The 24,927-nt window shown below is 75.4% G+C and carries 18 protein-coding genes; 8 read left to right on the forward strand and 10 right to left on the reverse strand.

Features of this window, described 5'->3' with window-relative positions; all coding sequences use genetic code 11:
• Positions 1-176 precede the first annotated feature (176 nt).
• Together T328_RS07465 and T328_RS07470 are read left to right on the forward strand one after the other, a co-directional pair.
• Positions 177-1,802, forward strand: coding sequence for an ABC-F family ATP-binding cassette domain-containing protein (locus T328_RS07465; RefSeq protein ID WP_496495092.1), 1,626 nt, complete (start codon positions 177-179; stop codon positions 1,800-1,802).
• A 52-nt stretch (positions 1,803-1,854) separates the two neighbouring features.
• On the forward strand, positions 1,855-2,643 hold the full coding sequence (locus tag T328_RS07470) for an enoyl-CoA hydratase/isomerase family protein (RefSeq protein WP_496495093.1): 789 nt from the start codon (positions 1,855-1,857) through the stop codon (positions 2,641-2,643).
• A gap of 39 nt (positions 2,644-2,682) precedes the next feature.
• Here the strand turns inward: T328_RS07470 and T328_RS07475 are convergent, their stop codons facing one another.
• Together T328_RS07475 and T328_RS07480 are read right to left on the reverse strand one after the other, a co-directional pair.
• Positions 2,683-3,330, reverse strand: a complete 648-nt coding sequence (locus T328_RS07475; protein WP_496495094.1) for a DJ-1/PfpI family protein — start codon at positions 3,328-3,330, stop codon at positions 2,683-2,685.
• A gap of 85 nt (positions 3,331-3,415) precedes the next feature.
• Positions 3,416-4,366: a GlxA family transcriptional regulator gene (locus T328_RS07480; protein WP_496495095.1), complete on the reverse strand. Its 951-nt coding sequence runs from the start codon at positions 4,364-4,366 to the stop codon at positions 3,416-3,418.
• 111 nt (positions 4,367-4,477) lie between these two features.
• On the opposite strand from T328_RS07480, the gene T328_RS07485 reads away from it, so the two are divergent.
• Both T328_RS07485 and T328_RS07490 read left to right on the forward strand, forming a co-directional pair.
• On the forward strand, positions 4,478-5,341 hold the full coding sequence (locus T328_RS07485; RefSeq protein WP_496495096.1) for an SCO6745 family protein: 864 nt from the start codon (positions 4,478-4,480) through the stop codon (positions 5,339-5,341).
• Between the two features lie 133 nt (positions 5,342-5,474).
• A complete protein-coding gene (locus T328_RS07490; RefSeq protein ID WP_496495097.1) occupies positions 5,475-8,030 on the forward strand; it encodes a Tex family protein in 2,556 nt (851 codons plus the stop codon).
• Positions 8,031-8,206: 176 nt separating this feature from the next.
• On the opposite strand, the gene T328_RS07495 is transcribed toward T328_RS07490, so the two are convergent.
• A complete protein-coding gene (locus T328_RS07495) occupies positions 8,207-8,908 on the reverse strand; it encodes a TSUP family transporter (RefSeq protein WP_496495374.1) in 702 nt (233 codons plus the stop codon).
• Between the two features lie 17 nt (positions 8,909-8,925).
• Positions 8,926-9,480, reverse strand: coding sequence for a TrmH family RNA methyltransferase (locus T328_RS07500; protein WP_496495098.1), 555 nt, complete (start codon positions 9,478-9,480; stop codon positions 8,926-8,928).
• Positions 9,481-9,608: 128 nt separating this feature from the next.
• On the opposite strand from T328_RS07500, the gene T328_RS07505 reads away from it, so the two are divergent.
• The gene (locus T328_RS07505; protein WP_496495099.1) at positions 9,609-10,571 is read left to right on the forward strand and encodes an FAD-dependent oxidoreductase; all 963 of its coding nucleotides are present in this window, start codon (positions 9,609-9,611) and stop codon (positions 10,569-10,571) included.
• A gap of 127 nt (positions 10,572-10,698) precedes the next feature.
• Here the strand turns inward: T328_RS07505 and T328_RS07510 are convergent, their stop codons facing one another.
• On the reverse strand, positions 10,699-12,027 hold the full coding sequence (locus tag T328_RS07510) for a M14 family metallopeptidase (RefSeq protein WP_496495100.1): 1,329 nt from the start codon (positions 12,025-12,027) through the stop codon (positions 10,699-10,701).
• Between the two features lie 170 nt (positions 12,028-12,197).
• Here T328_RS07510 and T328_RS07515 point away from each other — a divergent pair, with 170 nt between their 5' ends.
• Both T328_RS07515 and T328_RS07520 read left to right on the forward strand, forming a co-directional pair.
• Entirely contained in the window at positions 12,198-12,995 is a 798-nt protein-coding gene (locus T328_RS07515; RefSeq protein WP_496495101.1) for a MerR family transcriptional regulator, read from the forward strand.
• A 161-nt stretch (positions 12,996-13,156) separates the two neighbouring features.
• Positions 13,157-14,197, forward strand: coding sequence for an N-acetylmuramoyl-L-alanine amidase (locus T328_RS07520; protein ID WP_496495102.1), 1,041 nt, complete (start codon positions 13,157-13,159; stop codon positions 14,195-14,197).
• Between the two features lie 73 nt (positions 14,198-14,270).
• On the opposite strand, the gene T328_RS07525 is transcribed toward T328_RS07520, so the two are convergent.
• From T328_RS07525 to T328_RS07540, 4 genes are read right to left on the reverse strand one after another with little or no spacing between them, the layout of a single operon-like run.
• Positions 14,271-16,460 carry a 3-hydroxyacyl-CoA dehydrogenase NAD-binding domain-containing protein gene (locus T328_RS07525; protein ID WP_496495103.1) on the reverse strand — a complete coding sequence of 730 codons (2,190 nt, stop codon included), beginning with the start codon at positions 16,458-16,460 and terminating at the stop codon, positions 14,271-14,273.
• Between the two features lie 34 nt (positions 16,461-16,494).
• On the reverse strand, positions 16,495-17,730 hold the full coding sequence (locus tag T328_RS07530) for an acetyl-CoA C-acetyltransferase (protein WP_496495104.1): 1,236 nt from the start codon (positions 17,728-17,730) through the stop codon (positions 16,495-16,497).
• Between the two features lie 14 nt (positions 17,731-17,744).
• Positions 17,745-18,887, reverse strand: coding sequence for an acyl-CoA dehydrogenase family protein (locus T328_RS07535; RefSeq protein WP_496495105.1), 1,143 nt, complete (start codon positions 18,885-18,887; stop codon positions 17,745-17,747).
• Positions 18,884-20,023, reverse strand: a complete 1,140-nt coding sequence (locus T328_RS07540; RefSeq protein WP_496495375.1) for a CaiB/BaiF CoA transferase family protein — start codon at positions 20,021-20,023, stop codon at positions 18,884-18,886. The genes T328_RS07535 and T328_RS07540 overlap by 4 nt, the downstream gene beginning before the upstream one ends.
• A gap of 211 nt (positions 20,024-20,234) precedes the next feature.
• Here T328_RS07540 and T328_RS07545 point away from each other — a divergent pair, with 211 nt between their 5' ends.
• Entirely contained in the window at positions 20,235-21,431 is a 1,197-nt protein-coding gene (locus T328_RS07545; protein ID WP_496495106.1) for a saccharopine dehydrogenase family protein, read from the forward strand.
• 103 nt (positions 21,432-21,534) lie between these two features.
• Here the strand turns inward: T328_RS07545 and T328_RS07550 are convergent, their stop codons facing one another.
• Positions 21,535-24,924 carry a hypothetical protein gene (locus tag T328_RS07550; protein ID WP_496495107.1) on the reverse strand — a complete coding sequence of 1,130 codons (3,390 nt, stop codon included), beginning with the start codon at positions 24,922-24,924 and terminating at the stop codon, positions 21,535-21,537.
• Positions 24,925-24,927 lie beyond the last annotated feature (3 nt).

Genomic DNA, 24,927 nt, shown 5'->3' on the forward strand with positions numbered 1-24,927 from the left:
CGATGGCACCGTGCCCGCGGAATATCCCGCGTGCGGCACGTGCGACCTCATGGCTTGAGCCACCTTCCTCTCCTGCAGGGCACCCAGCCCCGCTTCCGTTCCACCCGGCTCTCCCAGGTCGCCGTCCGGTGCCGGCGCCGCCCCGTCGCACCCCTGACGACCCACCGGGAGAAGCCATGTCATTTCCCTCCACCCCGCACACCTCCGCCTCCGTCATCTGCACCGGTCTGACCTTCGCCTGGCCCGACGGCACGGTCGTCTTCGACGGCTTCGACCTCGCGGTCGGCCCCGGCCGCACCGGGCTGATCGGCCGTAACGGCACCGGCAAGTCCACGCTGTTGCGGCTGATGGCCGGAGAGCTGACTCCGGCCGCCGGCGCGGTCAAGGCCGGGGGCACGGTCGGCCACCTGCCGCAGAACCTGGTCCTCGACACCGCCGCGCGGGTCGACACCGTGCTGGGCATCGACGGCGTACGGCACGCGCTGCATGCCATCGAGTCGGGCGACGTCGCCGACGAGCACTTCGCGGCCGTCGGCGACGACTGGGACGTCGAGGAGCGCGCCCGCGCCACCCTCGACCAGCTCGGCCTCGCGCACGTCGGCCTCGACCGCACCATCGGCGAGGTCTCCGGCGGCGAGTCGGTGCTGCTGCGGCTGGCCGCGCTGCTGATGCGGCGGCCGGACGTGCTGCTGCTGGACGAGCCGACGAACAACCTCGACCTCAAGGCCCGCCGCCGGCTGTACGCGGCCGTGGAGGGCTGGCCGGGCGTGCTGGTGCTCGTCAGCCACGACCGCGAGCTGCTCGACCGCGTCGACCAGGTCGCCGACCTGCGGGACGGCGAAGTCACCTGGTACGGCGGCAACTTCACGGCGTACGAGGACGCGCTGGCCGTCGAGCAGGAGGCGGCCGAGCGGACGGTGCGCGCGGCGGAGGCGGACCTCAAGCGGCAGAAGCGCGAGCTGGCCGACGCGCACGAGAAGCTGAGCAAGCGCAAGCGGTACGCCGACAAGCAGTTCGCGAACAAGCGCGAGCCGAAGATCATCATGAACGCGCGCAAGCGGGAGGCCCAGGTCTCCGCCGGCAAGCACCGCATCATGCACGAGGAGCGGCTGAAGGACGCCAGGGAGCGGCTCGACGAGGCGGAGGCGGCGGTACGGGACGACGACGAGATCCGCGTCGACCTGTCGTACACCGCCGTGCCCGCCGGCCGGGACGTGCTCCTGCTGCGCGACCTGGAACTGCGCTACGGCGCGCGGGTCGAGGCGCTGCAGGTACGCGGTCCGGAGCGGATCGCGCTGACCGGGCGCAACGGCGCCGGCAAGTCGACGCTGCTGCGGACGATCGCCGGGCAGCTGGCGCCGGTCGCGGGCGAGGCGGTGGCGCACGTGCCGCTGCGCTACCTGCCGCAGCGGCTCGACGTGCTGGACGACGGCCTGAGCATCGTCGAGAACGTCGCCCGCCTCGCGCCCGCGGCGTCCAACCAGCAGATCCGCTCCCGGCTGGCCCGCTTCCTGTTCCGGCAGGGCAGGGCGGACCAGATCGTGGGCACGCTGTCGGGCGGGGAGCGGTTCCGCGCCACCCTGGCGGCCCTGATGCTGGCCGAGCCGGCACCGCAGCTGCTGATGCTGGACGAGCCGACGAACAACCTCGACATGGCCAGCGTGAAGCAGCTGGTGAAGGCGCTGGAGTCGTACGAGGGGGCGCTCGTGGTCGCCGGCCACGACGTGCCGTTCCTGCGCGACATCGGGCTCACGCGCTGGCTGGCGCTGGCCGAGGAGTTGGGCGACATCGAGCCGCTGTAGGCCGTTCGGGGCCGATTCCGGGTTCGCGGCCCGCCGTGAAAGGCTCCCGTCCATGAGCGAAGGCGAGCTGCGGTGCGGCACCGACGGCGGCGTGGCGACCGTGGTCATCAGCAACCCCGCCAAGCGCAATGCGATGACGCCCCGGATGTGGCGGGCGCTGCCCGGGCTGCTGGCGGGGCTCGCGGCCGACCGGGCGGTGCGCGCGGTGGTGCTCACCGGCGCGGGCGGCACGTTCTGCGCCGGTGCGGACATCGGCTCGCTGCGGGCGGGCAGCGAGGACACGCAGCGGCTGGCCGAAGCCGCGGAGGAAGCGCTCGCCGCCTTCCCCAAGCCGACGCTGGCGGCGGTACGGGGCCACTGCGTCGGCGGCGGCTGCCAGCTGGCGGCGGCCTGCGACCTGCGGTTCGCCGCCGAGGACGCGCTGTTCGGGGTCACCCCGGCGAAGCTGGGCATCGTCTACCCGGCCGGCGCGACCCGGCGGCTGGTGCGGCTGGTGGGTCCGGCGACGGCGAAGTACCTGCTGTACTCGGCCGAGTTGATCGATCCGGCGCGGGCACTGCGCACCGGACTGGTGGACGAGGTGCTGCCGGCGGCGGAGCTGGGCACGCGGGTGGCGGAGTTCACCGGCGTGCTGGCGGCGCGCTCGCAGCTGACGCAGGTGGCCGCGAAGGAGTTCGCCGACACGGCCGGTGTCCACGGGGAGGGCGACGGAACCGGGGGCGGGGCGGACGTGGCGCGTATCGCGCACTGGGCCCGGCAGGCGCGCGCGGCCGGCGACGCCGCGGAGGGCGTCGCCGCCTTCCTGGAGCGCCGCGAGCCGCGCTTCACCTGGACCGTCTGACGGCAGCGGGCGCCCGCGGCTGCGGGCCACGCTGTGCGGTCAGTCCCGTGCGCCTTCGAGGACGAACCTGCTGCGGGAGCGCAGCAGTCGGACGACCTCCGCCGGCGCCTTGTCCGGTGCACCCGCGTCGTAGGGCGGCTGCGGGTCGTACTCGGTGGCGAGCTGCACGACCTGTCCCATCGTGTCCCCCTGGATCCGCCCGACCAGGGTCAGGGCCATGTCGATGCCGGCGGAGACCCCGGCGGCGGTGACGTACTTGCCGTCGAAGACGACCCGTTCGCCGGTCGGCTCGGCGGCGTGGGCGCGGAGCTGGTCGAGGGCGAGCCAGTGCGAGGTGGCACGGCGCCCGCGCAGCAGGCCGGCGGCGGCGAGGACCAGCGAGCCGGTGCACACCGACGTGGTCCACAGAGTGTGCTCGTCCACGGCCCGCAGCCACTCGTGCAGCGGCCCGTCGGCCATCTGCTGCGACTGGCCCGGCCCGCCGGGGACGACGATGATCCCGGGGCGTTCGACCTCGTCCAGCGCGGCGTCGGCGACCATGGTGAGGCTGCCGACGTCGTTGCGCACCGGGCCGCGGGCCTCGGCGACGGTGACGACCTCGGCGCCGCCGAGCCGCGCGAGGATCTCGTACGGGCCGACGGCGTCGAGGGCGGTGAGGCGGTCGTAGAGCAGGATCGCTATCTGCATGGCTCCTCTTCCGGTTTTCCGGTCTTCCGGTCTTTCGGTCGGTCTTGCGGGCGGGTGCGGGTGCCTCGTGGGCGGTACGGGACGCTCAGGCGGCGGCGAAGCGGCGGCGGTACTCGGCGGGCGAGGCGCCGAGGGCCCGTACGAAGGCGCGCCGCATCGCCTCCGGGGTGCCGTAGCCGCAGTGCCGGGCGACCTCCTCGACGCCGTACGCGCTGTCCTCCAGCAGCCGGCGGGCCGCCTCCAGCCGCACCCCGTCGACGTACCGCCCGGGCGGCACGCCCGTCTCGGCCCGGAAGGCCCGGGCGAAGTGGCGCGGCGAGAGGCCGGCGCGGCCGGCGAGCGCGTCCACGGATAGGTCGCCGCCGGGATGCTCGTCGATCCACTGCTGCACCTCGCGCAGCGGCTCCCGCTGCGCGGTCTGGGCGGCGAGCTGGGCGCTGAACTGCGCCTGGTTGCCCGGGCGGCGCAGGAACACCACCAGGTGGCGGGCGATGCGCAGCGCGAGGTCGCGGCCCAGGTCCTCCTCAACGAGGGCGAGGGCGAGGTCGATACCGGAGGTCACCCCGGCGGAGGTGGCCACGCCGCCGTCGCGGACGAAGATCGGGTCGGGGTCGACCTCGACGGCCGGGTGGCGGCGGGCGAGTTCGGCGCTGTACGACCAGTGGGTCGTGGCCCGGCGGCCGTCCAGCAGCCCGGCGCCGGCGAGCAGTTCGGCACCGGTGCAGACGGAGACCACCCGCCGGGTGCCGGGTGCCCGGTCGCGCAGCCAGGCGGTGATCTGCGGCTGCGGGCGGCGGGTGCCGTGTCCGCCGGGCACGACGAGCGTGTGCGGCGCGGGAGCGTCCGCCAGCGGACCGTCCGGCGTCAGTGTGAGCCCGGAGGAGGTGCGTACCGGCCGGACGCGTACGGCGGCCGTGCGGATCTCGTACGTGCCGGGGGCGGCCCGCTCGGCTCCGGCGAACACCTCCAGCGGGCCGGTGAGGTCGAGGCTCTGCATGTCGTCGAAGAGGACGAAGAGGACGGTGCGGGCTGCCATGACTCCATCGTGGGCCCCGGCGGCGACGGCAGCAATGACGAAGATCCCACCATTCCTGCCATGCCTGTCCGACCCTTCCGCGGCTAAGCGTCCGCTCAGTAGCCTGACCGCATGACTTCACTCCCGCCGCGCACCGTCCGCCGCTGCCACCAGGTCCTCAACCCGCTGCACTCGGCCGTCTACTTCGCGCCGGAGTTCACCGAGGAGTTCGCCGGCATCGGCATCGACGGCTGGCACGCCGCGTACTTCACCGCGCGGTCCGCCGCCATGGGCCCCGTCGGACCCGGCGTGGTCACCGCCGCCTTCTACAACTACAGCCACCGGCTGGCCGCGAAGCACCTGCCCGCCGCCTGGTCGGCCGCGGACCCGGCCACCGTGCTGGCGGCCCGGCTGCGCGTCGCCGACGCCATGCTGCGGCGGCTGCTCGGCGAGGAGACGATCGCCTCGCCGGAGCTGGCCGAGGCGGCGGAGCTGGCGCAGCGGGCGGCGGCGGGCGGCGGGCGCGCCGGGCGGGCGCTGTACGCGGCCGAGGCCGGACAGCCGGTGCCGGACGCCCCGCACCTGGCGCTCTGGCACGCCGCCACCCAGCTGCGCGAGCACCGCGGCGACAGCCACAACGCGCTGCTGGCCCACGCCGGGCTCGACGGCCTGGAGTCCCAGGTCACCCACACCGCCTCCGGCTTCGGCTTCACCCCGGAGTTCGCCCGGTACTCCCGCGGCTGGGAGGCCGGGGAGTGGGCGGCGGCGCAGGACCGGCTGCGGGCGCGCGGGCTGCTGACCGCCGACGGGGAGCTGACGGAGGCGGGCACGGCGCTGCGCAAGGGGCTGGAGGACGAGACGGACCGGGTGGACCTCGCCCCGTACGAGCACCTGGGCGCCGAGGGCGTGGCCCGGCTGACCGAGCTGGCCACCGGCTACACCACCACCGCGCTGGCGGCGGGCGCGATGCCCAAGGACATCTTCGGCAAGGGCTGAGGGCCCGGCCCGGACCCGCTGCCGGGCCGGTCCGGGACGCGCCCCGGGCCGTTCCGACCCGCCGGGCGACCGGCGCCGCTCCCGCCGGTCGCCCGGCTGTCAGCCGGACCTGCCACAATGCACTCCGCCACAGATGACAGAAAGCGGGGCGGACGTGACGGCGTCGGTATCGATTGAGGCCAGGATCGCCGAGGAGCTCGGCGTACGCGAGCGGCAGATCACGGCGGCGGTGCAGCTGCTCGACGGCGGTGCCACCGTGCCGTTCATCGCCCGCTACCGCAAAGAGGCGACGGAGATGCTCGACGACGCCCAGCTGCGGACCGCCGAGGAGCGGCTGCGGTATCTGCGGGAGCTGGAGGAACGGCGGGCGGCGATCCTGGAGTCCGTGCGCGGGCAGGGCAAGCTGACCGAGGAGCTGGAGGCGCAGATCCGCGCCGCCGACTCCAAGGCCCGGCTGGAGGACGTGTACCTGCCGTACAAGCCGAAGCGGCGCACCAAGGCGCAGATCGCCCGCGAGGCCGGTCTCGAACCGCTGGCGGAGGGGCTGCTCGCCGACCCGTCGGTGGCGCCGCTCGCCGCGGCCACCGCGTTCGTGGACGCGGAGAAGGGCGTGGCGGACCAGGCCGCGGCCCTGGAGGGTGCCCGGGCCATCCTCACCGAGCGGTTCGGCGAGGACGCCGACCTGATCGGGGAGCTGCGCGAGCGGATGTGGACGCACGGCCGCGCGGCGTCGAAGGTGCGCGAGGGCAAGGAGGAGGCGGGCGCGAAGTTCTCGGACTACTTCGACTTCGCCGAGCCGCTGACCGACCTGCCGTCGCACCGCATCCTCGCCCTCTTCCGCGGCGAGAAGGAGGAGATCCTCGACCTCGCCCTGGAGCCCGACGCGCCCGGGGAGACGGAGCAGGAGGGCCCGTCGGCGTACGAGCGCGCCATCGCGGCCAGGTTCGGCGTGGAGAACCGGGGCCGGCCCGCCGACCCCTGGCTCGCCGACACGGTGCGCTGGGCCTGGCGCACCCGCATCCTGGTCCACCTCGGCATCGACCTCAGGCTGCGGCTGCGTACGACCGCCGAGGACCAGTCGGTGGACGTCTTCGCCGCCAACCTGCGGGACCTCTTGCTGGCCGCCCCCGCGGGCACGCGCGCCACGCTGGGCCTCGACCCCGGGCTGCGTACGGGCGTGAAGGTCGCCGTCGTGGACGCCACCGGCAAGGTCGCCGCCACCGCGACCGTCTACCCGCACCCGCCGCACCGCAAGTGGGCCGAGGCGCTGGCCGTCCTCGCCGAGCTGGCCCGCGTGCACGAGGTGGAGCTGGTCGCGATCGGCAACGGCACCGGCTCGCGCGAGACCGACAAGCTCGCCGCCGAACTGATCGCCGCGCAGCCCGCGCTGAAGCTGACGAAGGTGATGGTCTCGGAGGCCGGTGCCTCGGTGTACTCGGCGTCCGCGTTCGCCTCGCAGGAGCTGCCCGAGCTGGACGTGTCGCTGCGCGGCGCGGTGTCCATCGCCCGCCGGCTGCAGGACCCGCTGGCCGAGCTGGTGAAGATCGACCCGAAGTCGATCGGCGTCGGCCAGTACCAGCACGATCTGTCGGAGGCGAAGCTGTCGCGCTCCCTGGACGCGGTCGTGGAGGACTGCGTCAACGGCGTGGGCGTCGACCTCAACACCGCCTCCGCGCCGCTGCTGGCGCGCGTCTCCGGCATCGGCACGGGGCTCGCGGAGAACATCGTGGCGCACCGCGACTCCCACGGGCCGTTCCGCAGCCGGGCGGCGCTCAAGGACGTGCCGCGGCTGGGGCCGAAGGCGTTCGAGCAGTGCGCGGGCTTCCTGCGCATCCGCGGCGGGGACGACCCGCTGGACGCCTCCGGCGTGCACCCCGAGGCGTACCCCGTGGTGCGGCAGATGGTGAAGTCGGGCGGCTCAGATGTGGCGGCGCTGATCGGCGACACGAGGACGCTGCGGTCGCTGAAGCCGCAGGACTTCACCGACGAGCGGTTCGGGCTGCCGACGGTGACGGACATCCTGAAGGAGCTGGAGAAGCCGGGGCGCGACCCGCGGCCGGCGTTCCGGACGGCGGTGTTCAAGGAGGGCGTGGAGAAGATCGGCGACCTGCAGCAGGGGATGGTGCTGGAGGGCGTGGTGACGAACGTGGCCGCGTTCGGGGCGTTCGTGGACGTGGGCGTGCACCAGGACGGGCTCGTGCACGTGTCGGCGATGTCGAAGACGTTCGTGAAGGATCCGCGCGAGGTGGCCAAGCCCGGCGACATCGTCAAGGTGAAGGTGCTGGACGTGGACGTGCCGCGGAAGCGGATCTCGCTGACGCTGCGGCTGGACGACGAGCCGGGCAGACCGGCGGGCGGCGGTGGCCGGGGCGGCGGGCGCGACCGCGACCGCCAGGGTCCGCCGCGGCAGCGGGGCGGGGGCCCCGGCGGCGGTCGCGCCGGCGGCCAGGGCGGCGGCGGCCAGGGTGGCGGCCAGGGCGGTCGCGGTCAGGGCGGCGGCGGCCAGGATTCCGGCGGTCAGGGCGGTGGCGGCGGGCGGCAGCGCGGCGGCGGGGGCCGGCGCCGCGAGACGCAGCCGGAGAACAGCGAGATGGCGGACGCGCTGCGCCGCGCGGGCCTGCTCGGCGGCGGGGGCAACCGCGGCGGGGGCGGGGGCGGGGGCGGCAACGGCCGCCGCGGCAAGCGCTGATCGCTCCGCGGGCGGGATGGCACGAAGACCCACCGGTCCGGCGTACGCTCCGGCGTACGCCGGGACCGGTGAGCGGGATCCGGCGCGCGCCGGGTCTTCGCCCCGTCGGCGGAGGCGGGTCACGGCGCCGGCCGGCGCCAGGGGCTGCGGTGCCGGCCGCAGCCGCCGGCACCGGGTCACAGCCCCAGCAGGCCCTTCGTCAGCGTGGCCGCGCCGCCGGCCAGCCCGAGGAGCAGCACGAGCCGGCGCGCGGGCGCCTCGGGCACCCGGTCGCTCAGGGCGCGGCCGATGAGCGCGCCCGCCGCGACCGCGGCCGCGCACAGCAGCCAGGCGTCGGCCGCCAGGTCCGGCGGGCCCTTCGCGGCGACCGAGAAGATGTTGATGACGACGCCGTAGAACAGCGCGTTCGGCACGAACTCCCGCACCGTCCAGCCCGCGTTCATGGCGTACAGCGAGACGGCGGGGCCGCCGATGCCCGCGGAGGAGTTCATGAAGCCGCTCACCGCGCCGGCCGTGACGGCCCCGCCGGTGCCGCGCAGCGACTCGGCGCGGGCCCCGGCCATGACGAGCCCGACGGCGCCACAGACCATCGCGCCCATGCCGGTCAGCAGCACGGGCGCGGGCAGTTGCGCGGCCGTGACGGCGCCGATCGGCACCGTGCAGACCGCGGCGGCCAGCAGCGGCACCATGGCGGCGGGCCGGACCTGCCGCCAGACGGTGGCCAGTCCGAACGCGCAGATGGCGCCGGCGGCGCAGTTGGACAGCCGGACGCCCTCGGCGGGGCCGAGTACCAGCGCCAGCGCCGGGCCGGCGACCAGCGCGAGGCCGATGCCCGCGAGCCGCTGCACGGACGCGCCGAGCAGCAGGACTCCGGCCATCAGCAGGACTTCGCCGGTCACAGCAGCCCGGCCAGCCGGTAGAGGACGAGGGAGCCGGCCACGGCGACGTTGAGGCTGGCGCCGGTGCCGACCATCGGTATCTCGACGGCCTCGTCGAGCAGGTCGAGCGCGTCCGGCGGGATGCCGTGCTGCTCGTGGCCCAGGACCATCACTGTGGCGCGGCGCGCGGCCGGCAGGTCGGCGAGGCGTACGGCCTCGTCGGCGAGTTCGACGCCGAGGACGCTCTTGCCCGCGGTGCGCTGCCGCTCCAGCCAGCCCAGCGGGTCGCCGGTCCAGTGCACGCAGACGGGGCGGCGCAGCGTGTTGCCGCGGGCCAGCGCCTCCGGCACCCAGGAGAACCGGGGGACGGCGAGGCAGGCGCCGACGGCGTCACAGGTGCGCAGCAGCGTGCCGAGGTTGGCGCCGTGGAGCGGCCACAGCGGGGCGGCGTAGAGGTGGTCCCAACAGGAGTGGGCGCGGGGGCGGCGGCTGCGCCTCAGCTCGCGGGGGGTGCGGGTGCGGATGGCCGGGGCGTCCCTCGCGGGCTGGCGGGTCCCCGGGCGGGCGCTCATCGGCGCGGGGCGTGCGCCCCCCGAACGCTTGCGGTACTCACGTGATTCGACATGCAAACAGGGTAGCGATCACCGCCGGCCGTCCACCACCCCCCGCGTGCTCCCGGACGGTGCGGCAGACTGCTGGGATGGAATCGGAAGTCATCGTGCTCGGCAGCGGCATCATCGGCCTGACCAGTGCGGTCGTCCTCGCCGAGGGCGGCCGGCGGGTCACGGTGTGGGCGCGGGAGACGGCGGAGGAGACGACGTCCGCGCTCGCGGGCGGGCTGTGGTGGCCGTACCGGATCGAGCCCGAACACCGGGTCGCGGACTGGTCGGTGCGGTCGTTCGAGGTGTACGCGGGGCAGGCGGAGCGCGCGGCGGTGACGGGCGTGCGGATGCGGACGGGGCTGCAGCTCGGCGCCGAGGTCGCCGGCCTCGGGCCGTGGCGGCGTGCGCTGCGCGAGGTGCGGGCCGCGGAGCCCGGGGAGTTGCCCGGGGAGTACGCCACGGGCGTGCGCGCGACGGTGCCGATCATCGACACGGCCACGCACCTGGCCCACCTGCACGACCGGCTGGCCGCGGCCGGCGGCCGGGTCGAGCGGCGCACCGCGGTCTCGCTGGCCGGGGCCGGACACGCGGCCCCGTACGTCGTCAACTGCACCGGCCTCGGCGCCCGCGCACTGGTGCCGGACGCGAGCGTGCGCCCGGTGCAGGGGCAGCTCGTCGTGGTGGAGAACCCGGGCGTGACGGAGTGGGTGGTCTCGGCGTACAAGGACGCGACCGCCACCCTGTACGCGCTCCCGCAGCCGTACGGGCTCGTCCTCGGCGGCACGGCCGTCGAGGACGCCTGGAGCACCGAGCCGGACCCGGACGTGGCCGCGGGCATCGTGGCGCGCTGCGCGCGCGTCCTCCCCGAGGTCGCCGACGCCCGCGTCGTCGCCCACCGCGCCGGACTGCGTCCGGCCCGGCCGGCGGTGCGGCTGGAGGCGGAGCGGCTGCCGGGCGGGGCGCTGTGCGTGCACAACTACGGGCACGGGGGCGCCGGGGTGACGGTGGCGTGGGGCTGCGCCGAGGAGGCGGCGGGGCTGCTGCGGGCGCAGCCCTCGTAGCACCCCGCACACCCGCCCCAGGGTAGGCAGCCCCGCCGACAGCCGAGTCCCGTACGCACGGCAGCCGTCGTACGAGCCGAGTAGGCCGCAGCCCGGCCACTGCCGGGCGCGGACCGCCCCTGCCCCCTCAACGGCAGCGTTCCACGGGCCTGCCGTCCGTCAGCTCGTACACCGCGCGCTGGTCCAGCAGCAGCGGCACCAGCGCGCGCAGCGGCTGCCGCAGCCGCACCAGCGCGCCGCCGCCCGCACGTTCGCGGACCTCGACGCCGTGCAGGGCGAGTTCGTCGCCGACGGCGTCGTACTGCTCGGCGTCGAGCGCGTAGCCGCAGGGCGGGTCGTCGATGACCTGGCCCGGGTCGGCCGGTTCGTTGTCGGCGCCGCCGAGGAAGACGGGGCCGGTGTCGGCGAGCCCGCGGTGGCGGGCCGCGGCGGTGGCGGTGGCCAGCCGGCCGCGGTGGTCGGCGGCGTAGTCGAACGTGGCGTCCAGCGCGGCGAGCTGGGAGGTGACGCGGCGGCGGTGGTTGGCGGCGGGGTCGTCGCGCTCGTCGTCGGTGAGCGCGGTGATCCGCGTCTCGACCAGCAGCCCGGCCGCGTGTTTGACGCCCGCGGTGTTGCGCAGGATGCGCTCCTGGCCGTCGCCGGCGACCTGGCGGATCGGCTCGCCGGTCTGCGGGTCGGTCCAGATGCCGTAGACGCCGCTCGAGTAGCCGGCGTCCTCGACGCCGGCGCGGACGTGGTCCTCGGTCAGGTGGCGGGCCTCGCCGTGGACGCCGTCGTGGGTGTTGAGGTTGCGCGGCCAGAGCGCGAGCACGTCCTTGACGTAGTACGGCTCGGTGGCCTCGTACTCGTGCAGGTCGTGGATGACGTCGGGGCGGTGGTCGCGGATGACGGCGGCCAGCGCGCGGCCCTCGGCGGTCTCCAGGGCGATGTGGTCGCGGTTGACGTCGACGCCGTCGGAGTTGCCGCGGGTGTCGGCGGCGCGGCCGTCGGGGTTGGCGTTGGGGACGACGAGGACCCGGTTGCGGGCCAGGAAGCGGCGGGTCTCGGCGTCCTTGGCGTACGCCAGGTCGCGCAGGCCGGTCAGACACGCCTCGCGGCCGGCCGGCTCGTCGCCGTGCTGGCCGCAGATGAGCAGGACGACGCTGCCGCGGGCGGCCTGCGACGGAGTGGGCGGGCCCGGGGCTCCGATGCGTACGAGGTTGAGGGGGCGGCCCTGCTCGGTGGTGCCGATACGGTCGACGGCGACGCGCCCGCTGTCCTCGGCCACGGTGGCCAGGAACTCCGCCTCCTCGCGCTCGCTGGTCCAGCGGTCGCCGCCGCTCTCCTCGAAGCCGGTACGCGGCGGGTCGGCCGCCTCCGCGGGCGGGCCGGTGACCGGCGCCAGCACGACGGCCGCGGCGCAGGCCGCGAGGGTGACCGTGCGGAGCACGGTGACGCGGGGGGCGCGTGGGCGCATGGGCGGTCTCCCGGAGGCGGAGCGCGAAAGAAGGTGGCCAGAAGATAGCGGAGCGTGACGCGCCGCAGAAGCCTCCGCGCGCGAAGTCTCCGCCGCGTCTCCGCCGTCGTCGGCGCCCGGCGGCACCGCGCTCTTTCACAGGACCGGTGAGACAGCAATATTGTTGGACCATGACGCAGCAGACGGAGGCGGCCGGCCTGACCGTGGACGGGCTGGCCGCGCGCGCGGGCGTCACCGTGCGCACGGTCCGCTTCTACTCCACCCGCGGGCTGCTCCCCCCGCCCGTCATCGGGCCGCGGCGCGTCGGGCGCTACGGCCCGGAGCACCTGTCCCGGCTTGCGCTGATCGAGGAGTTGCAGCATCAGGGTCTGACGCTGGCGGCGATCGAGCGGTACGTGCAGCAGCTGCCGTCCGGCCTGAGCGCCGAGGACCACGCGCTGCACCGCGCGCTGGTGGCCACGTGGGTGCCGGACGCGGCGGCGGAGGTGAGCCGGGCGGAGCTGGAGCGGCGCGCGGGTCGGTCGCTGACCGACGACGACGTGGCCCGGCTGGCCGCGATGGGCGTGCTGGAGCGTACGCCCGGAGGCGGCGGTTCGTACGACGCGGAAACCGGCCCCGGCGACGGCGGGGGTGACGGTGACGGCCGGGGTGACGGCGATGCCTTCCGGGTCGACCCGGCCGTCCTCCACCTCGGCGTACGGCTGCTCGACGTGCCCATCCGGCTGGAGACCATCCTCACCGCCCGGAACGTCGTGCAGGAGCACTCCCGCGCCGTGGCCCGAGAGCTGACCCGGCTCTTCCGCGACGAGGTGTGGGAGCCGTTCGACGAGGCGGGCCCCGACCCGGAGCAGGTGGAGACGATGAAGTCGCTGTCGGCGCACATGCAGCCGATGGTGGTGCAGGCGCTCGTGACGGCCTTCCAGCGGTCGATGAAGGCGGAGTTGCGGGAGTCCTTCCCCGCTGAGTGACCTTGCGCACGTACGCCCGGTGCGGGTGCGCCTCCCACCGGCGGTCTTTGCGCAACGAGATGCGCAAAGTCCGTGGCCGCTCTTGCCCGGCGCCCGACTGTGTTGTCATGCTCATCCCGCGTCGCAGTCGCAAACCGCCGTCCGCGCCTAGGAGTTCGAGCATGAGCGCAAGCCCCTTACGGGGACGCCGCTGGGCCTTCCCCGCACTCGCCGTCCTGCTCGTCGCCGCGGGTCTCACCCTGCCCGGCGCCCTCGCCAGCCCCGAGCCGGAGCCGGCCCCGGACGACCGCTTCAGCCTCGTCGGCGTCTCCTGGCCGGCCCGCGACGGCGCGCTCGACGGCACGCCGCAGGTACGGACCCGGGACGCCGGCACCGGCCGGTGGACGGCGTGGCGGTCGCTGGAGATCCAGCCCCGGCAGACCGAGCCCGGCTCCCCCGCGCCGGCGCGGGCCGCCACCGAGCCGCTGTGGGTGGGCGACTCCGACGCCGCCCGGGGCCGGCTGCTCCGCACCGGCGGCGGCACGGCGCCGCTGCCCGGCCGCGCCCGGCTGGAGCTGGTCGACCCCGCCGACGGGCCCGGGGTCCCCGAGGAGCCCGCGTACTCGACGACCGCGAGCCGGCCGTCGATCATCTCGCGCAAGCAGTGGGGCGCGAACGAGTCGTGGCGGGACCACCGGCCCGACTACGGCAGCAACACCAAGGCGTTCATCGTCCACCACACCGTGGACAGCAACCGCTACTCCTGTGCCAAGGCCCCGTCGATCATCCGCGCGATCTACCGCTACCACACCCGCACCAACGACTGGAACGACATCGGCTACAACTTCCTCGTCGACAAGTGCGGCCGGATCTACGAGGGCCGCCACGGCGGGGTGACCAAGCCGGTGACCGGCGCGCACACCCTCGGCTTCAACAAGAACACCAGCGGTGCCGCGGTCATCGGCAGCTACGGCTCCGCGTCCGTCCCCGCGAAGGTCACCAAGGCACTGGCCCGGCTGTCCAAGTGGCGGCTGGACGTGGCCGGCCACAAGCGCACCGGCGAGGTCAGGCTGACCGCCGGGAAGTCCAACGGCAAGTACGACAAGGGCGACCGCACCACCGTCCACCGCGTCACGTCGCACCGCCGGCTCTACCCGACCGCCTGCCCGGGTGCGAAGCTCTACGCCAAGATCGGCACGATCCGCACCCTGCGGGTCGGCTGAGTACGGGCCCACCCCCCGCCGCGGCCCCCGCCCCGCCGCCGGCCGCAAGCCGGCGGGCGGGGGCCGGGCCGGCTCAGGCGCCGTCGGTGAACCGCTCGCCCTTCGCCGCCTTCTCCAGCAGCAGCGTGGGCGGTTCGAAGCGCTCGCCGTACGCCGCCGCCAGCTCCCGGGCCCGCGCCACGAAGCCGGGCAGCCCGCCCTCGTAGCCGTTGACGTACTGCAGGACGCCGCCCGTCCAGGCCGGGAAGCCGATGCCGAAGAGGGAGCCGATGTTCGCGTCCGCGACGGACGTCAGCACGCCCTCCTCGACCAGCCGCACGGTGTCCAGGGCCTCCGCGAACAGCATCCGCTCCTGCAGGTCGCGCAGCGCCGGCGGGGCCTGGTCCGGCTTCGAGAAGTGCTCCCGCAGCCCCGGCCACAGCCGGGTCCGCCTGCCGTCCTCGTAGTCGTAGAAGCCCGCTCCCCCGGCCCGCCCGGTGCGGCCGAACTCGTCGACCATACGGTCGATGACCGCCTCCGCCGGGTGTACGGGGTAGCTGCCGCCGGCGGCCTCGACCGCGGCCCGCGTCTCGTTGCGGATCTTCCGCGGCAGCGTGAGGGTCAGCTCGTCCAGCAGGGACAGCACCTTGGCCGGGTAGCCGGCCTGGGCGGCGGCCTGCTCGACGGTCGCGGGCTCGACGCCCTCGCCGACCATCGCCACGCCCTCATTGATGAAGTGCCCGATCACGCGGGAGGTGAAGAAGCCGCGCGAGTCGTTCACGACGATCGGGGTCTTGGAGATCTGCCGCACGAGGTCGAAGGCGCGGGCCAGCGCCTCGTCGCCGGTCCGCTCGCCCCTGACGATCTCGACCAGCGGCATCTTGTCGACGGGCGAGAAGAAGTGCAGCCCGACGAAGTTTCCCGGGCGGTCGACGCCTTCGGCGAGCAGCGTGATGGGCAGGGTGGAGGTGTTCGAGCACAGCAGGGCGCCGGGGGCGACGACGTCCTGGATCTCCTGGAACACCTTGTGCTTGAGCGCCGGGTCCTCGAAGACGGCCTCGATGACGGCGTCGCAGCCGGCCAGCTCCGCCGGGTCCGCGACCGGGGTGATGCGGGCCAGCAGCGCGTCCCGCTTCTCCTCGGTCGTACGGCCCTTGGCGAGCTGCTTGTCGAGCAGCCCGGCCGAGTACGCCCTGCCCTTCTCGGCCGCCTCGACCGACACGTCCTTCAGCACCACCTCGATGCCCGCGCGGGCGCAGGCGTACGCGATGCCGGCACCCATCATCCCGGCGCCCAGCACGGCGACCTTCGACACGCGCCGCTCGGCGATCCCGTCCGGGCGTGAGCGGCCGGCGTTGACGGCCTGCAGGTCGAAGAAGAACGCCTGGATCATGTTCTTGGCGGTCTGCCCGACGGCCAGGTCGACGAAGTAGCGGGCCTCGATGACCTGGGCGTTCTCGAAGTCGACCTGGGAGCCCTCGACGGCGGCGGCCATGATGGCGCGCGGGGCGGGGAACGGGGCGCCGTTCAGCTGCTTCCGCAGGTTGGCGGGGAACGCGGGGAGGTTGGCGGCGAACTTCGGGTTCGCCGGCGTACCGCCCGGGATCTTGTATCCGGGCTCGTCCCAGGGCTGCCGGGACTCCGGGTGGGCGTCGACGAACGCGCGGGCCGCGGCGCGCATGTCCTCCTCGGTCTCGACGACCTCGTGCACGAGGCCGTTCTCCAGCGCCCGCCGCGGCCGGTACTGGGTGCCCTGCAGCAGCACCTTCAGCAGCGCGTCGGTGATGCCCATCAGCCGTACGGTGCGGGTGACGCCGCCACCCGCGGGCAGCAGACCGAGGGTGACCTCGGGCAGCCCGATCTTCGAGCCGGGCGCGTCGAGGGCGACACGGTGGTGGCAGGCGAGCGCGATCTCGTAGCCGCCGCCGAGGGCCGCGCCGTTGAGGGCGGCGACGACGGGCACGCCGAGCGTCTCGATGCGGCGCAGCGCGCGCTTGACGGCCAGGCCGGTGTCGAACGCCTCGCGCGCGTGCTCGCGGTCGATGCGGATGAGGTCGTGCAGGTCGCCCCCGGCGAAGAAGGTCTTCTTGGCGGAGGCGAAGACGACGCCGCGCACGCTGTCCCGTTCGGCCTCCAGCCGGTCGGCGACGGCGGTGAGCGACTGGATGAAGTCCGCGTTCATGGTGTTGGCGGACTGGTTCGGGTCGTCCAGGACGAGGGTGACGACACCGGTGTCGTCCTGCTCCCAGCGGATCGTGTTCGTGTGGCTCGTGGCGGTGCTCATACGGGAGTCTCCGGGTGGCGGGGGCGGGACGGGGTCAGAGGCGCTCGACGACGGTGGCGATGCCCATGCCGCCACCGACGCAGAGGGTTGCGAGGCCGTAGCGCAGGTCGCGGCGCTCCAGTTCGTCGACGAGGGTGCCGAGGATCATGGCCCCGGTGGCCCCGAGGGGGTGGCCCATCGCGATGGCGCCGCCGTTGACGTTGACCTTGTCCAGGCTGACGCCCATGTCGTCGATGAAGCGCAGCACGACGGCGGCGAACGCCTCGTTGATCTCGATCAGGTCGATGTCGTCGATGCCCAGGCCGGCCTTGGCGAGCGCCTTACGGGTGGCGGGCGCGGGCCCGGTGAGCATGATGGTGGGTTCGGAGCCGGTGACGGCGGCGGAGACGATACGGGCCCGGGGGGTGAGCCCGTAGCGGCGGCCCACCTCGGCGGAGCCGACGGCGACGAGGGCGGCGCCGTCGACGATGCCGGAGGAGTTGCCGGCGTGGTGGACGTGGTCGATCTTCTCCACCCAGTGGTACTTCTGCAGTGCCACGGCGTCGAAGCCGCCCAGCTCGCCGATGTCCGCGAACGCCGGCTTCAGCTTGGCCAGGCCGTCGGCCGTCGTGCCCGGCCTGATGTGCTCGTCCCGGTCCAGGACGGTGAGCCCGGCGCGGTCCACGACCGGCACCACGGAGCGCTCGAAGCGGCCCTCCTTCCACGCCTGGACAGCCCGCTCCTGCGACAACGCGGCGAACTCGTCCACGTCCCGGCGGCTGTAGTCCCCGATCGTGGCGATCAGGTCGGCGCCGATGCCCTGCGGTACGAAGCCGACCTCCATGTTGGTCATCGGGTCGTTGAACCAGGCACCGCCGTCCGAGCCGATCGGCACCCGCGACATCGACTCGACGCCGCCGGCGAGGATCAGGTCCTCCCACCCGGAGCGGATCTTCGCCGCGGCGATGTTGACGGCTTCGAGACCGGAGGCACAGAAGCGGTTCTCTTGCACGCCGGCGACGCTGTCGGGCAGCCCGGCGGCGATGGCCGCGATCTTGGCGATGTCGGAGCCCTGGTCGCCGTGCGGGCTGACGACGCCGAGCACGACGTCGTCGACGGCGGCCGGGTCGAGGTCGGGGAAGCGGCGGCGCAGCTCGTGGACGAGGCCGACGACGAGGTCGATCGGCTTGGTCCCGTGCAGGGCGCCGTTCGCCTTCCCGCGCCCGCGCGGGGTGCGGATCGCGTCGTACACGTACGCGTCGGTGGCGGACGGGCTGGCGGTTGTGGTCACGGTGGGTCAGCCTCTCAGGAGAGCAGGGAGCGGCCGATGATCTCTTTCATGATCTCGGTGGTGCCGCCGTAGATGGTCTGGACACGCCCGTCGGTGAAGGCGCGGGCCACGGGGTACTCGTTCATGTAGCCGTAGCCGCCGTGCAGCTGCAGGCAGCGGTCGGCGGTGCGCTTCTGCAGCTCCGTCGCCCACCACTTGGCCATCGAGGCGTGCACCGTGTCCAACTCGCCGGCCGCGAGGTCCTCGATGCAGCGGTCGACGAACGCCCGGGTCACGGCGCACTCGGTGGCCATCTCGGCCATCTCGAAGCGGATGTGCTGGAAGCGGGCGATCGGGCGGCCGAACGCCTCGCGCTCCTTGACGTACGCCGTCGTGGCCTCGACCAGGTGCTCGGCGGCGGCGACCGCGGAGACGGCGATGACCATCCGCTCCTGCGGCAGGTTGGCCATGAGGTGGCCGAACGCCCCGTCACGTGCGCCGAGCAGGTTCTCCTTCGGGACCCGTACGTCGGTGAAGAACAACTCGGCGGTGTCCTGGGCCTTCTGGCCGATCTTGTCGAGGTTGCGGCCGCGCGCGAAGCCCGCCGCGCCGCGCTCGACGACCAGCAGGCTCAGCCCGTGCGCGCCGCCTTCGGGGGTGGTCCTGGCGACCACGACGACGAGGTCGGCGAGGATGCCGTTGGAGATGAACGTCTTGGCGCCGTTGAGCAGCCAGTGGTCGCCGCGGTCCTCGGCGGTGGTGCGGATGCCCTGCAGGTCGGAGCCGGCGCCGGGCTCGGTCATGGCGATGGCGGTGATCAGCTCGCCGGAGCAGAAGCCGGGCAGCCAGCGCCGCTTCTGCTCGTCGGTGGCCAGGGAGGTCAGGTACGGGCCGATGACGTCGTTGTGCAGCCCGACGGCGAGGCCGGCGACGCCGGCGCGGGCGAACTCCTCGGCGAGCACGGCCGCGAAGCGGTAGTCGTCGTGGCCCCCGCCGCCGTACTCCTCGGGGACGGCGAGGCCGAGCAGGCCCTGCCGCCCGGCGGCGAGCCAGGCGTCACGGGAGACGACGCCGTCGGCCTCCCACTTCTCGTAGTGCGGAGTGGCCTCCTTGGCCAGGAAGGTCCGCACGGTGTCGCGGAAGGCCTCGTGCTCGGGCCCGTACAGCCGGCGCTTCAACGCTCCTCCTGGGTGGGGGCGGGGGTCAGGTCGGGGACGTTCCAGTCGCGGGCGACGTCCGCCGCGTCGGCGCCCGGGCGCGGGGGCGGACGGCGTACGGCGCCGGGGGTGGCGGAGAACCGGGGCGCGGGGGCGGGCTGGACGGTGCCATGGCTCTCGGTGAGCGTGCCGCGGGCGGCGAGGTGCGGGTGGTCGCGGGCCTCGCGCAGGGACAGCACGGGGGCGACGCAGGCGTCGGAGCCGGCGAAGACCTCCGTCCACTCCGCGCACGTACGCTCCTTGAAGCGGGCGGCGAGCCGCTGGCGCAGCTCCTCCCAGTCGGCGGGGTCGGTACGGTCGGGGAGGGTGCCCGTGACGCCGAGGAGCCGGACGAACTCCTCGTAGAACGCGGGCTCCAGCGCGCCGACGGCCATGTACCGGCCGTCCGCGGTCTCGTAGACACCGTAGAAGGGCGCGCCGCCGTCGAGGAGGTTGGCGCCGCGGCGGTCCTGCCAGGAGCCGGCCGCGACCATGGCGTGGATCATCGAGGTGAGGTGCGCGGTGCCGTCCACGATGGCCGCGTCGACGACCTGCCCCTCCCCGGTGGTACGGGCGTGCTGCAGTGCGGACAGCACGCCGACGACGAGGTAGAGGGAGCCGCCGGCGTAGTCGCCGAGGAGGTTGGCGGGGATGGCGGGCGGGCCGTCGGCCGGGCCGATCATGCCGAGCGCGCCGGTGACGGCGACGTAGCCGATGTCGTGGCCGGCGGTCCGCGCCAGCGGGCCGTCCTGGCCCCAGCCGGTCATCCGGCCGTACACCAGCCGGGGGTTGCGGGCGAGGCACTCCTCCGGGCCGACGCCGAGGCGCTCGGCGACGCCGGGGCGATAGCCCTCGACGAGGATGTCGGCGCGCTCGGCGAGGGCCAGCGCGGCGGCGGCGCCCGCGGCGGACTTGAGGTCGAGGACGACGGAGCGCTTGTTGCGGTTGGTGAGGTCGTGCGCGGGGTCGATGCCGAGTTCCGGGCCGCCGGGCCGGTCGACGCGGACGACGTCGGCACCGAGGTCCGCGAGGAGCATGGCGGCGAACGGACCGGGGCCGATGCCGGCCAGCTCGACCACGCGGACGCCGTGCAGCGGGCCGTGCCCCGTGCTCCCCATCAAGCCCCCAGCGCAGTGTGACACCAACTGTGTAACACCAGAGATGATAAGAACACGTTTCAGTGGGCACAAGGGCGGGGAACCCGCGCGCGGGTCGGACACCCGGCACGCGCCCCGCCGCGCGCCCCCCGCGGGCGCGCGGGGCGGAATCCGCCGTCCGCCGCCGTCCGCCGCGTCGACGGAACGGCGCCGATGAACCACCCTGGAACCCATGGCAGACGAGTCCCGACCGCACGACCTCATCCTGTTCGGCGCCACGGGCTTCACCGGCGGGCTCACCGCCGAGTACCTGGCCCGCCACGCGCCGCCCGACTGCCGCTGGGCGCTGGCCGGGCGGGACACCGACAGGCTGGCGGACGTCCGCGACCGGCTGGCCGCGGTCCGGCCGGAGTGGGGCGGCCTGCCGCTGCTCGCCGCCGACGCGACGGATCCGGAGTCGCTGCGCGGGCTGGCCGAGCAGACCCGGGTGGTGGCCACGACGGTCGGGCCCTTCCTGCGCCACGGCGATGCGCTGGCCGCCGCGTGCGCCGCGGCCGGCACGGACTACGCCGACCTGTCCGGCGAGCGGGAGTTCGTCGACCGCGTCTACGTACGCCACCACGAGCGGGCCCGGGAGACGGGGGCCCGGCTGGTGCACGCCTGCGGGTTCGACTGCACGCCGTCCGACCTCGGCGTGCGCTACACCGTCGAGCAGCTGCCGGAGGACGTGCCGCTGCGGATCGACGGCTTCGTGCGCGCGTCCGGCCAGATCTCCGGCGGCACGCTGGCGTCGGCGCTCGGGGTCGTCTCCCGGCCGCTGCCGGGGGCGCGCGCGGCGCGGGCCCGCCGCAGGGCGGAGCCGCGGGTAACGGAGCGCCGGGTGCGCGCGCCGCTGGGCGCGCCGACCCGCAGCAGCGCGCTGCGCACCTGGGGGCTGCCGCTGCCGACGCTGGAGTCGCACGTGGTGGCGCGTTCGGCGGCGGCGCTGCCGCGGTACGGGCCGGACTTCCGCTACCGCCACTACGCCGCCGTCAAGCGGCTGCCGGTCGCCGCTGGCAGCGTGCTGGGCGCCGGCGCCTTCGCCGCGGCGGCGCAACTGCCGCCGCTGCGCCAGCTGATGGCCTCCCGGCTGGCACCGGGTACCGGGCCGAGCGAGGAGCGGCGGGCGCGCAGTTGGTTCTCCGCGCGCTTCGTGGGCACGGGCGGCGGCCGGCGGGTGGTGACGGAGGTCAGCGGCGGCGATCCCGGGTACGACGAGACGGCGAAGATCCTGGCGGAGGCGGCGATGTGTCTGGCGTACGACCCGCTGCCGGAGACGTCGGGGCAGGTCACGACGGCGCAGGCGATGGGCGAGGCGCTGACGGAGCGGCTGGTGGCGGCGGGGATGGGCTTCCGGGTGCGGAGCACGTCGGCGCCGTCGGCCTCGTAACGGCGCCACGGCCGTTCTCCGCGTCCGCCCCGCGTCCGCCCCGCGTCCGCCCCACCTTCGGCGTCCGGGTGCGTGCGCGTACCGGCCGCCCGGTCCGTACGCCCTACTCCTCCGCCGTCTCCACCGCCAGCGCCGCGTCCCGCACCTCGCGCCGCGGGTGCGCGCGCAGCGTCCGCAGCGTGGCACGCCACGGCTCCGGCCAGCCCGCGCGCTCGCCGGTGACGTCCGTGAGGGCGACCGCGAACAGGCCCTCCGCGTGCCCGCCTGCCGCCGCCAGTGCGCGGGCCGTCTCCGCCCAGGCGTCCGGCGCGCCCGCCCTCGCGGCCCGGTCCAGCCGGCTGTGCAGCCCGGTCGCCGTGGTCCGCGCGAGCACCGGGCGGTCCTCGTGCAGCGCCGCGAGGTCGCGGAGCGCCGCCGTCAGCTCCGCCGCCCCGGCCTGGAAGTCGACGGCCTCCGTGCGCAGCACCGCCGCCTCGGGCACGAAGTCGGCGTCCGCCGCGAGCACGTCCGCGAGGGCGTGCAGCGTGGGCCGCAGCTGGCTGCGGTGGTGGTCCGGTATCCAGCCGGTCAGCCGCCGTACGAGGGAGACGACGCGCCGGCGCGCGGGCAGGTCGCGGTCCCGCTCGGCGTCGGGCTGGCCGGGGGCGCGGACGCGGAGTTCACGTGCGGCGCGTACGACGGGCTCGCGCGCCGGGTCGTCCGCCGGGGCGCGGGTGGCCAGGGTGACGAGGGCCTGGGCGGCGGGCTCCCACGTCGCGCGGTTGCCGAGGTCGGTGACCGCCTCGCACAGCACGTCCGCGGCGCCCGGCGACCAGGGCGCCCAGTCGGCGAGGCTCGCGTACGCGGCCCAGGCGATGTCCGGGTCGGCGGTGCGGCCCGCGGCCTCCACCAGCCCGGCGTACCGCGGCCGGTGTTCCTCGCGCAGGTCGCGCGGCTGCGGCGAGAGCAGCGCGAGCCGGACGTCCGGTACGTCGGCCGCGGCGGCTTCCAGCATCCGCCAGACCTCCGGCCGGCCGAGCAGCGCGCCGGCGAACGCCACGCACGCCGCGCGCACGTCGCGGTGCTGCCCCGGCAGCTCGTACGCGCCGACCACCAGCTCCGCCGCCCGCTCGGCCGGCAGCCGGGTGGCGGCGAGCCGGACGGCCTCCTTGCGGCTGGTGACCTTCGCGCCGCCGCCCGGCCCTTCGGGGTCGGGCAGCAGCAGCGGGCGCAGGGCCGCCTCGACGCGCGAGGGCGCCGCGTGCCGGGTGGCGCGGGTGGCGGCGTACACGGCGACGCGTGCGCGGTCGCCGCCGGCGTGCGCGAGCAGCAGCGGCAGCGCCTCCTCGGGCCGCTCGGTCCACACCAGGGCGGCGAGCGCCGCCTCCGCGAGGGCGACGTCCTCCGAGCCGGTGTAGCGGAAGACGACGTCGAGGCCGTGGCCGGGGATGCGGGCGGCCTCGGCGAGGGCGCGGACGCGCGCGTGCTGCGGGAGCCCGGTGTCGCCCGCGGCCCGGGCCAGCAGCCGGGCGGCGGCGGCCTGCTGGGCCGGCGTCCAGCGCTCGGGTGTGACGACGGGCGGCGTCCAGGAGGCGCCCCGGGGCAGGAACCGGCCCCACGGCGGGGTGTCGCCGAGCACGGCGCCCAGCAGGTCCGTACGGCTGCGGGCGAGCACCGTGTACACCGCCGGGAGCACCGCCGCGGACGGCTCCAGCGCCAGCACCCGGGCGACGCGCTCGTCACGGCCCGCGCGCGGCCGCAGCCACAGCGACACGGCGGTGCGCACGGTCGCGTCGGTGCCGAACTGCACGGCCTGCCACAGGTACTCCTGCAGCTTGGGCATCCCCCAGGCGCGCCGCCCGAGCGCCCGCGCGAGCGCGAACGTCAGCCCGTGGTCGACCTTGTCCGCGCCCGCCTCCAGCCACGGTTCGAGGGCGTCGAAGACCGCGTGCTCCTGGCCGCGGCGCAGCGAGGTGTCCAGCCGGCCGAGGTCGGCGCCGCCGGTGTGCCCGGTGAGCCGGGTGATCGTACGCAGCGAGAAGCTCACCAGCTCGCGCCGGCCGCCCGCGGCGTGTTCGCGGAGCAGGGCGACGGCCAGCGTGCGCAGCGCGCCGCGGGTGGCCGGGGAGGAGTCGCGGGAGTCGACCGCGTCGGCGGCTATGCGGTGGAGGTGGTCGGCGGCGGCGTCGTTGAACAGCGCGGGGTGGGTCTCGGCGAGCTGCCGCAGGGCGGTGGCGCGTACCGGGTCCTGGTCGTTGCGCAGTCGCTCAGCGAGCAGCCGGACGGCGCTGGTGACGTCCTCGGGGTGCCCGGAGCGGGCGGCGTTGGCGACGAGCAGGCGGTACGCCTCGGCCCGCTCATCGGCGTCGGGGCGGCGCAGCGCGGCGAGCAGGTCGCCGCGGGCCTCGGCGACGGGCAGGCAGGCCACCGCGCGGAGCACCGTCGACCGGTGCGCGTCGCGCTCGCGGGCCTGCGCCGCCATGCGGCGTGCCTCCGCCGCCCGGCGTTCCCGGGGCAGCGCGTCGAGCAGGTCGGACGGGAAGTCGTCGTGGGCGGTGTCCCGTTCGGCCATGGCGGCGTCGAAGAGCGCCTCGCGGCGGGACGGCGCGGTACGGCGCAGCAGGTCGGTGAGCGAGATGGTGTTCTCCTGCCACAGCCGGGCGAGTTCGGGCAGCTCCGGCGGCGCGGCGACGACGAGGCGGTGCAGCACGGTGCGCGGGAGCCGGCCGGCGGCGGTCGCGCGGCGGCGTTCCGGGGCGAGCAGCAGGCGCAGGGTGCGGCCGGGGTCGGCGGCCACGAGGCGGTTCAGCCGCTGCTGCACGAGCGGCTCCAGCCCGCCGTGGCAGTACCGCTCCAGCAGGTCCAGCACGCGGTCCGGGGCGCGGTCGGCGAGCGGGGCGACGACGCCTTCGTACCGGTACCACCAGTCCGCCCGGCCGCCGGGGGCCAGCAGCTCCAACTGCCGCTCCGCCTCGTCCAGCACGGCCGCGGGATGCCGGGCGGCGAGGGTGGCCGGGCCGCTCAGCGCGGGCCAGAGCGCCGGCAGCAGGCGGCGTACGGTCTCAGCCGTGCAGGCGGGCAGCAGCCGCGCGGCGTCGGCGTCGCCCCACTGCTCGCCGACGGGCCCGATCAGCGCCTCCGCGACGGACGTGCGCCGGCCACGGACCACGGCGCGGGTGAGCTGCCCGCGGACGACGGCGGGCGCGTCGTCGAAGGCGGCGACGACCGCGTCGTCGGGCAGCAGCCCGCGCCGTACGGCCTTCGCGCCCTGGGCGCGCACCGCGGGGTCGGGGTCGGCCAGCCGGGCGGCGAGGTGACCGGTGTCGCGCCCGACGAGGGCGGCGAACGCCGCGAGCCGACGGCCGTGGACGCCGTGCCCCTCCAGCCCGTCGAGGAGGGCGGCCAGCTCGCCGCGCCCGGCGGCCCGGCGGGCGGCGACGGCCAGCTCGTGCAGGCGCTGCCGGTACGGGAGGGGGTCGAGGGCGCGGATGAGGTCGTCGGCGTGAGGCTGCATGGG

The sequence above is a fragment of the Streptomyces sp. CNX435 genome (assembly GCF_059570575.1).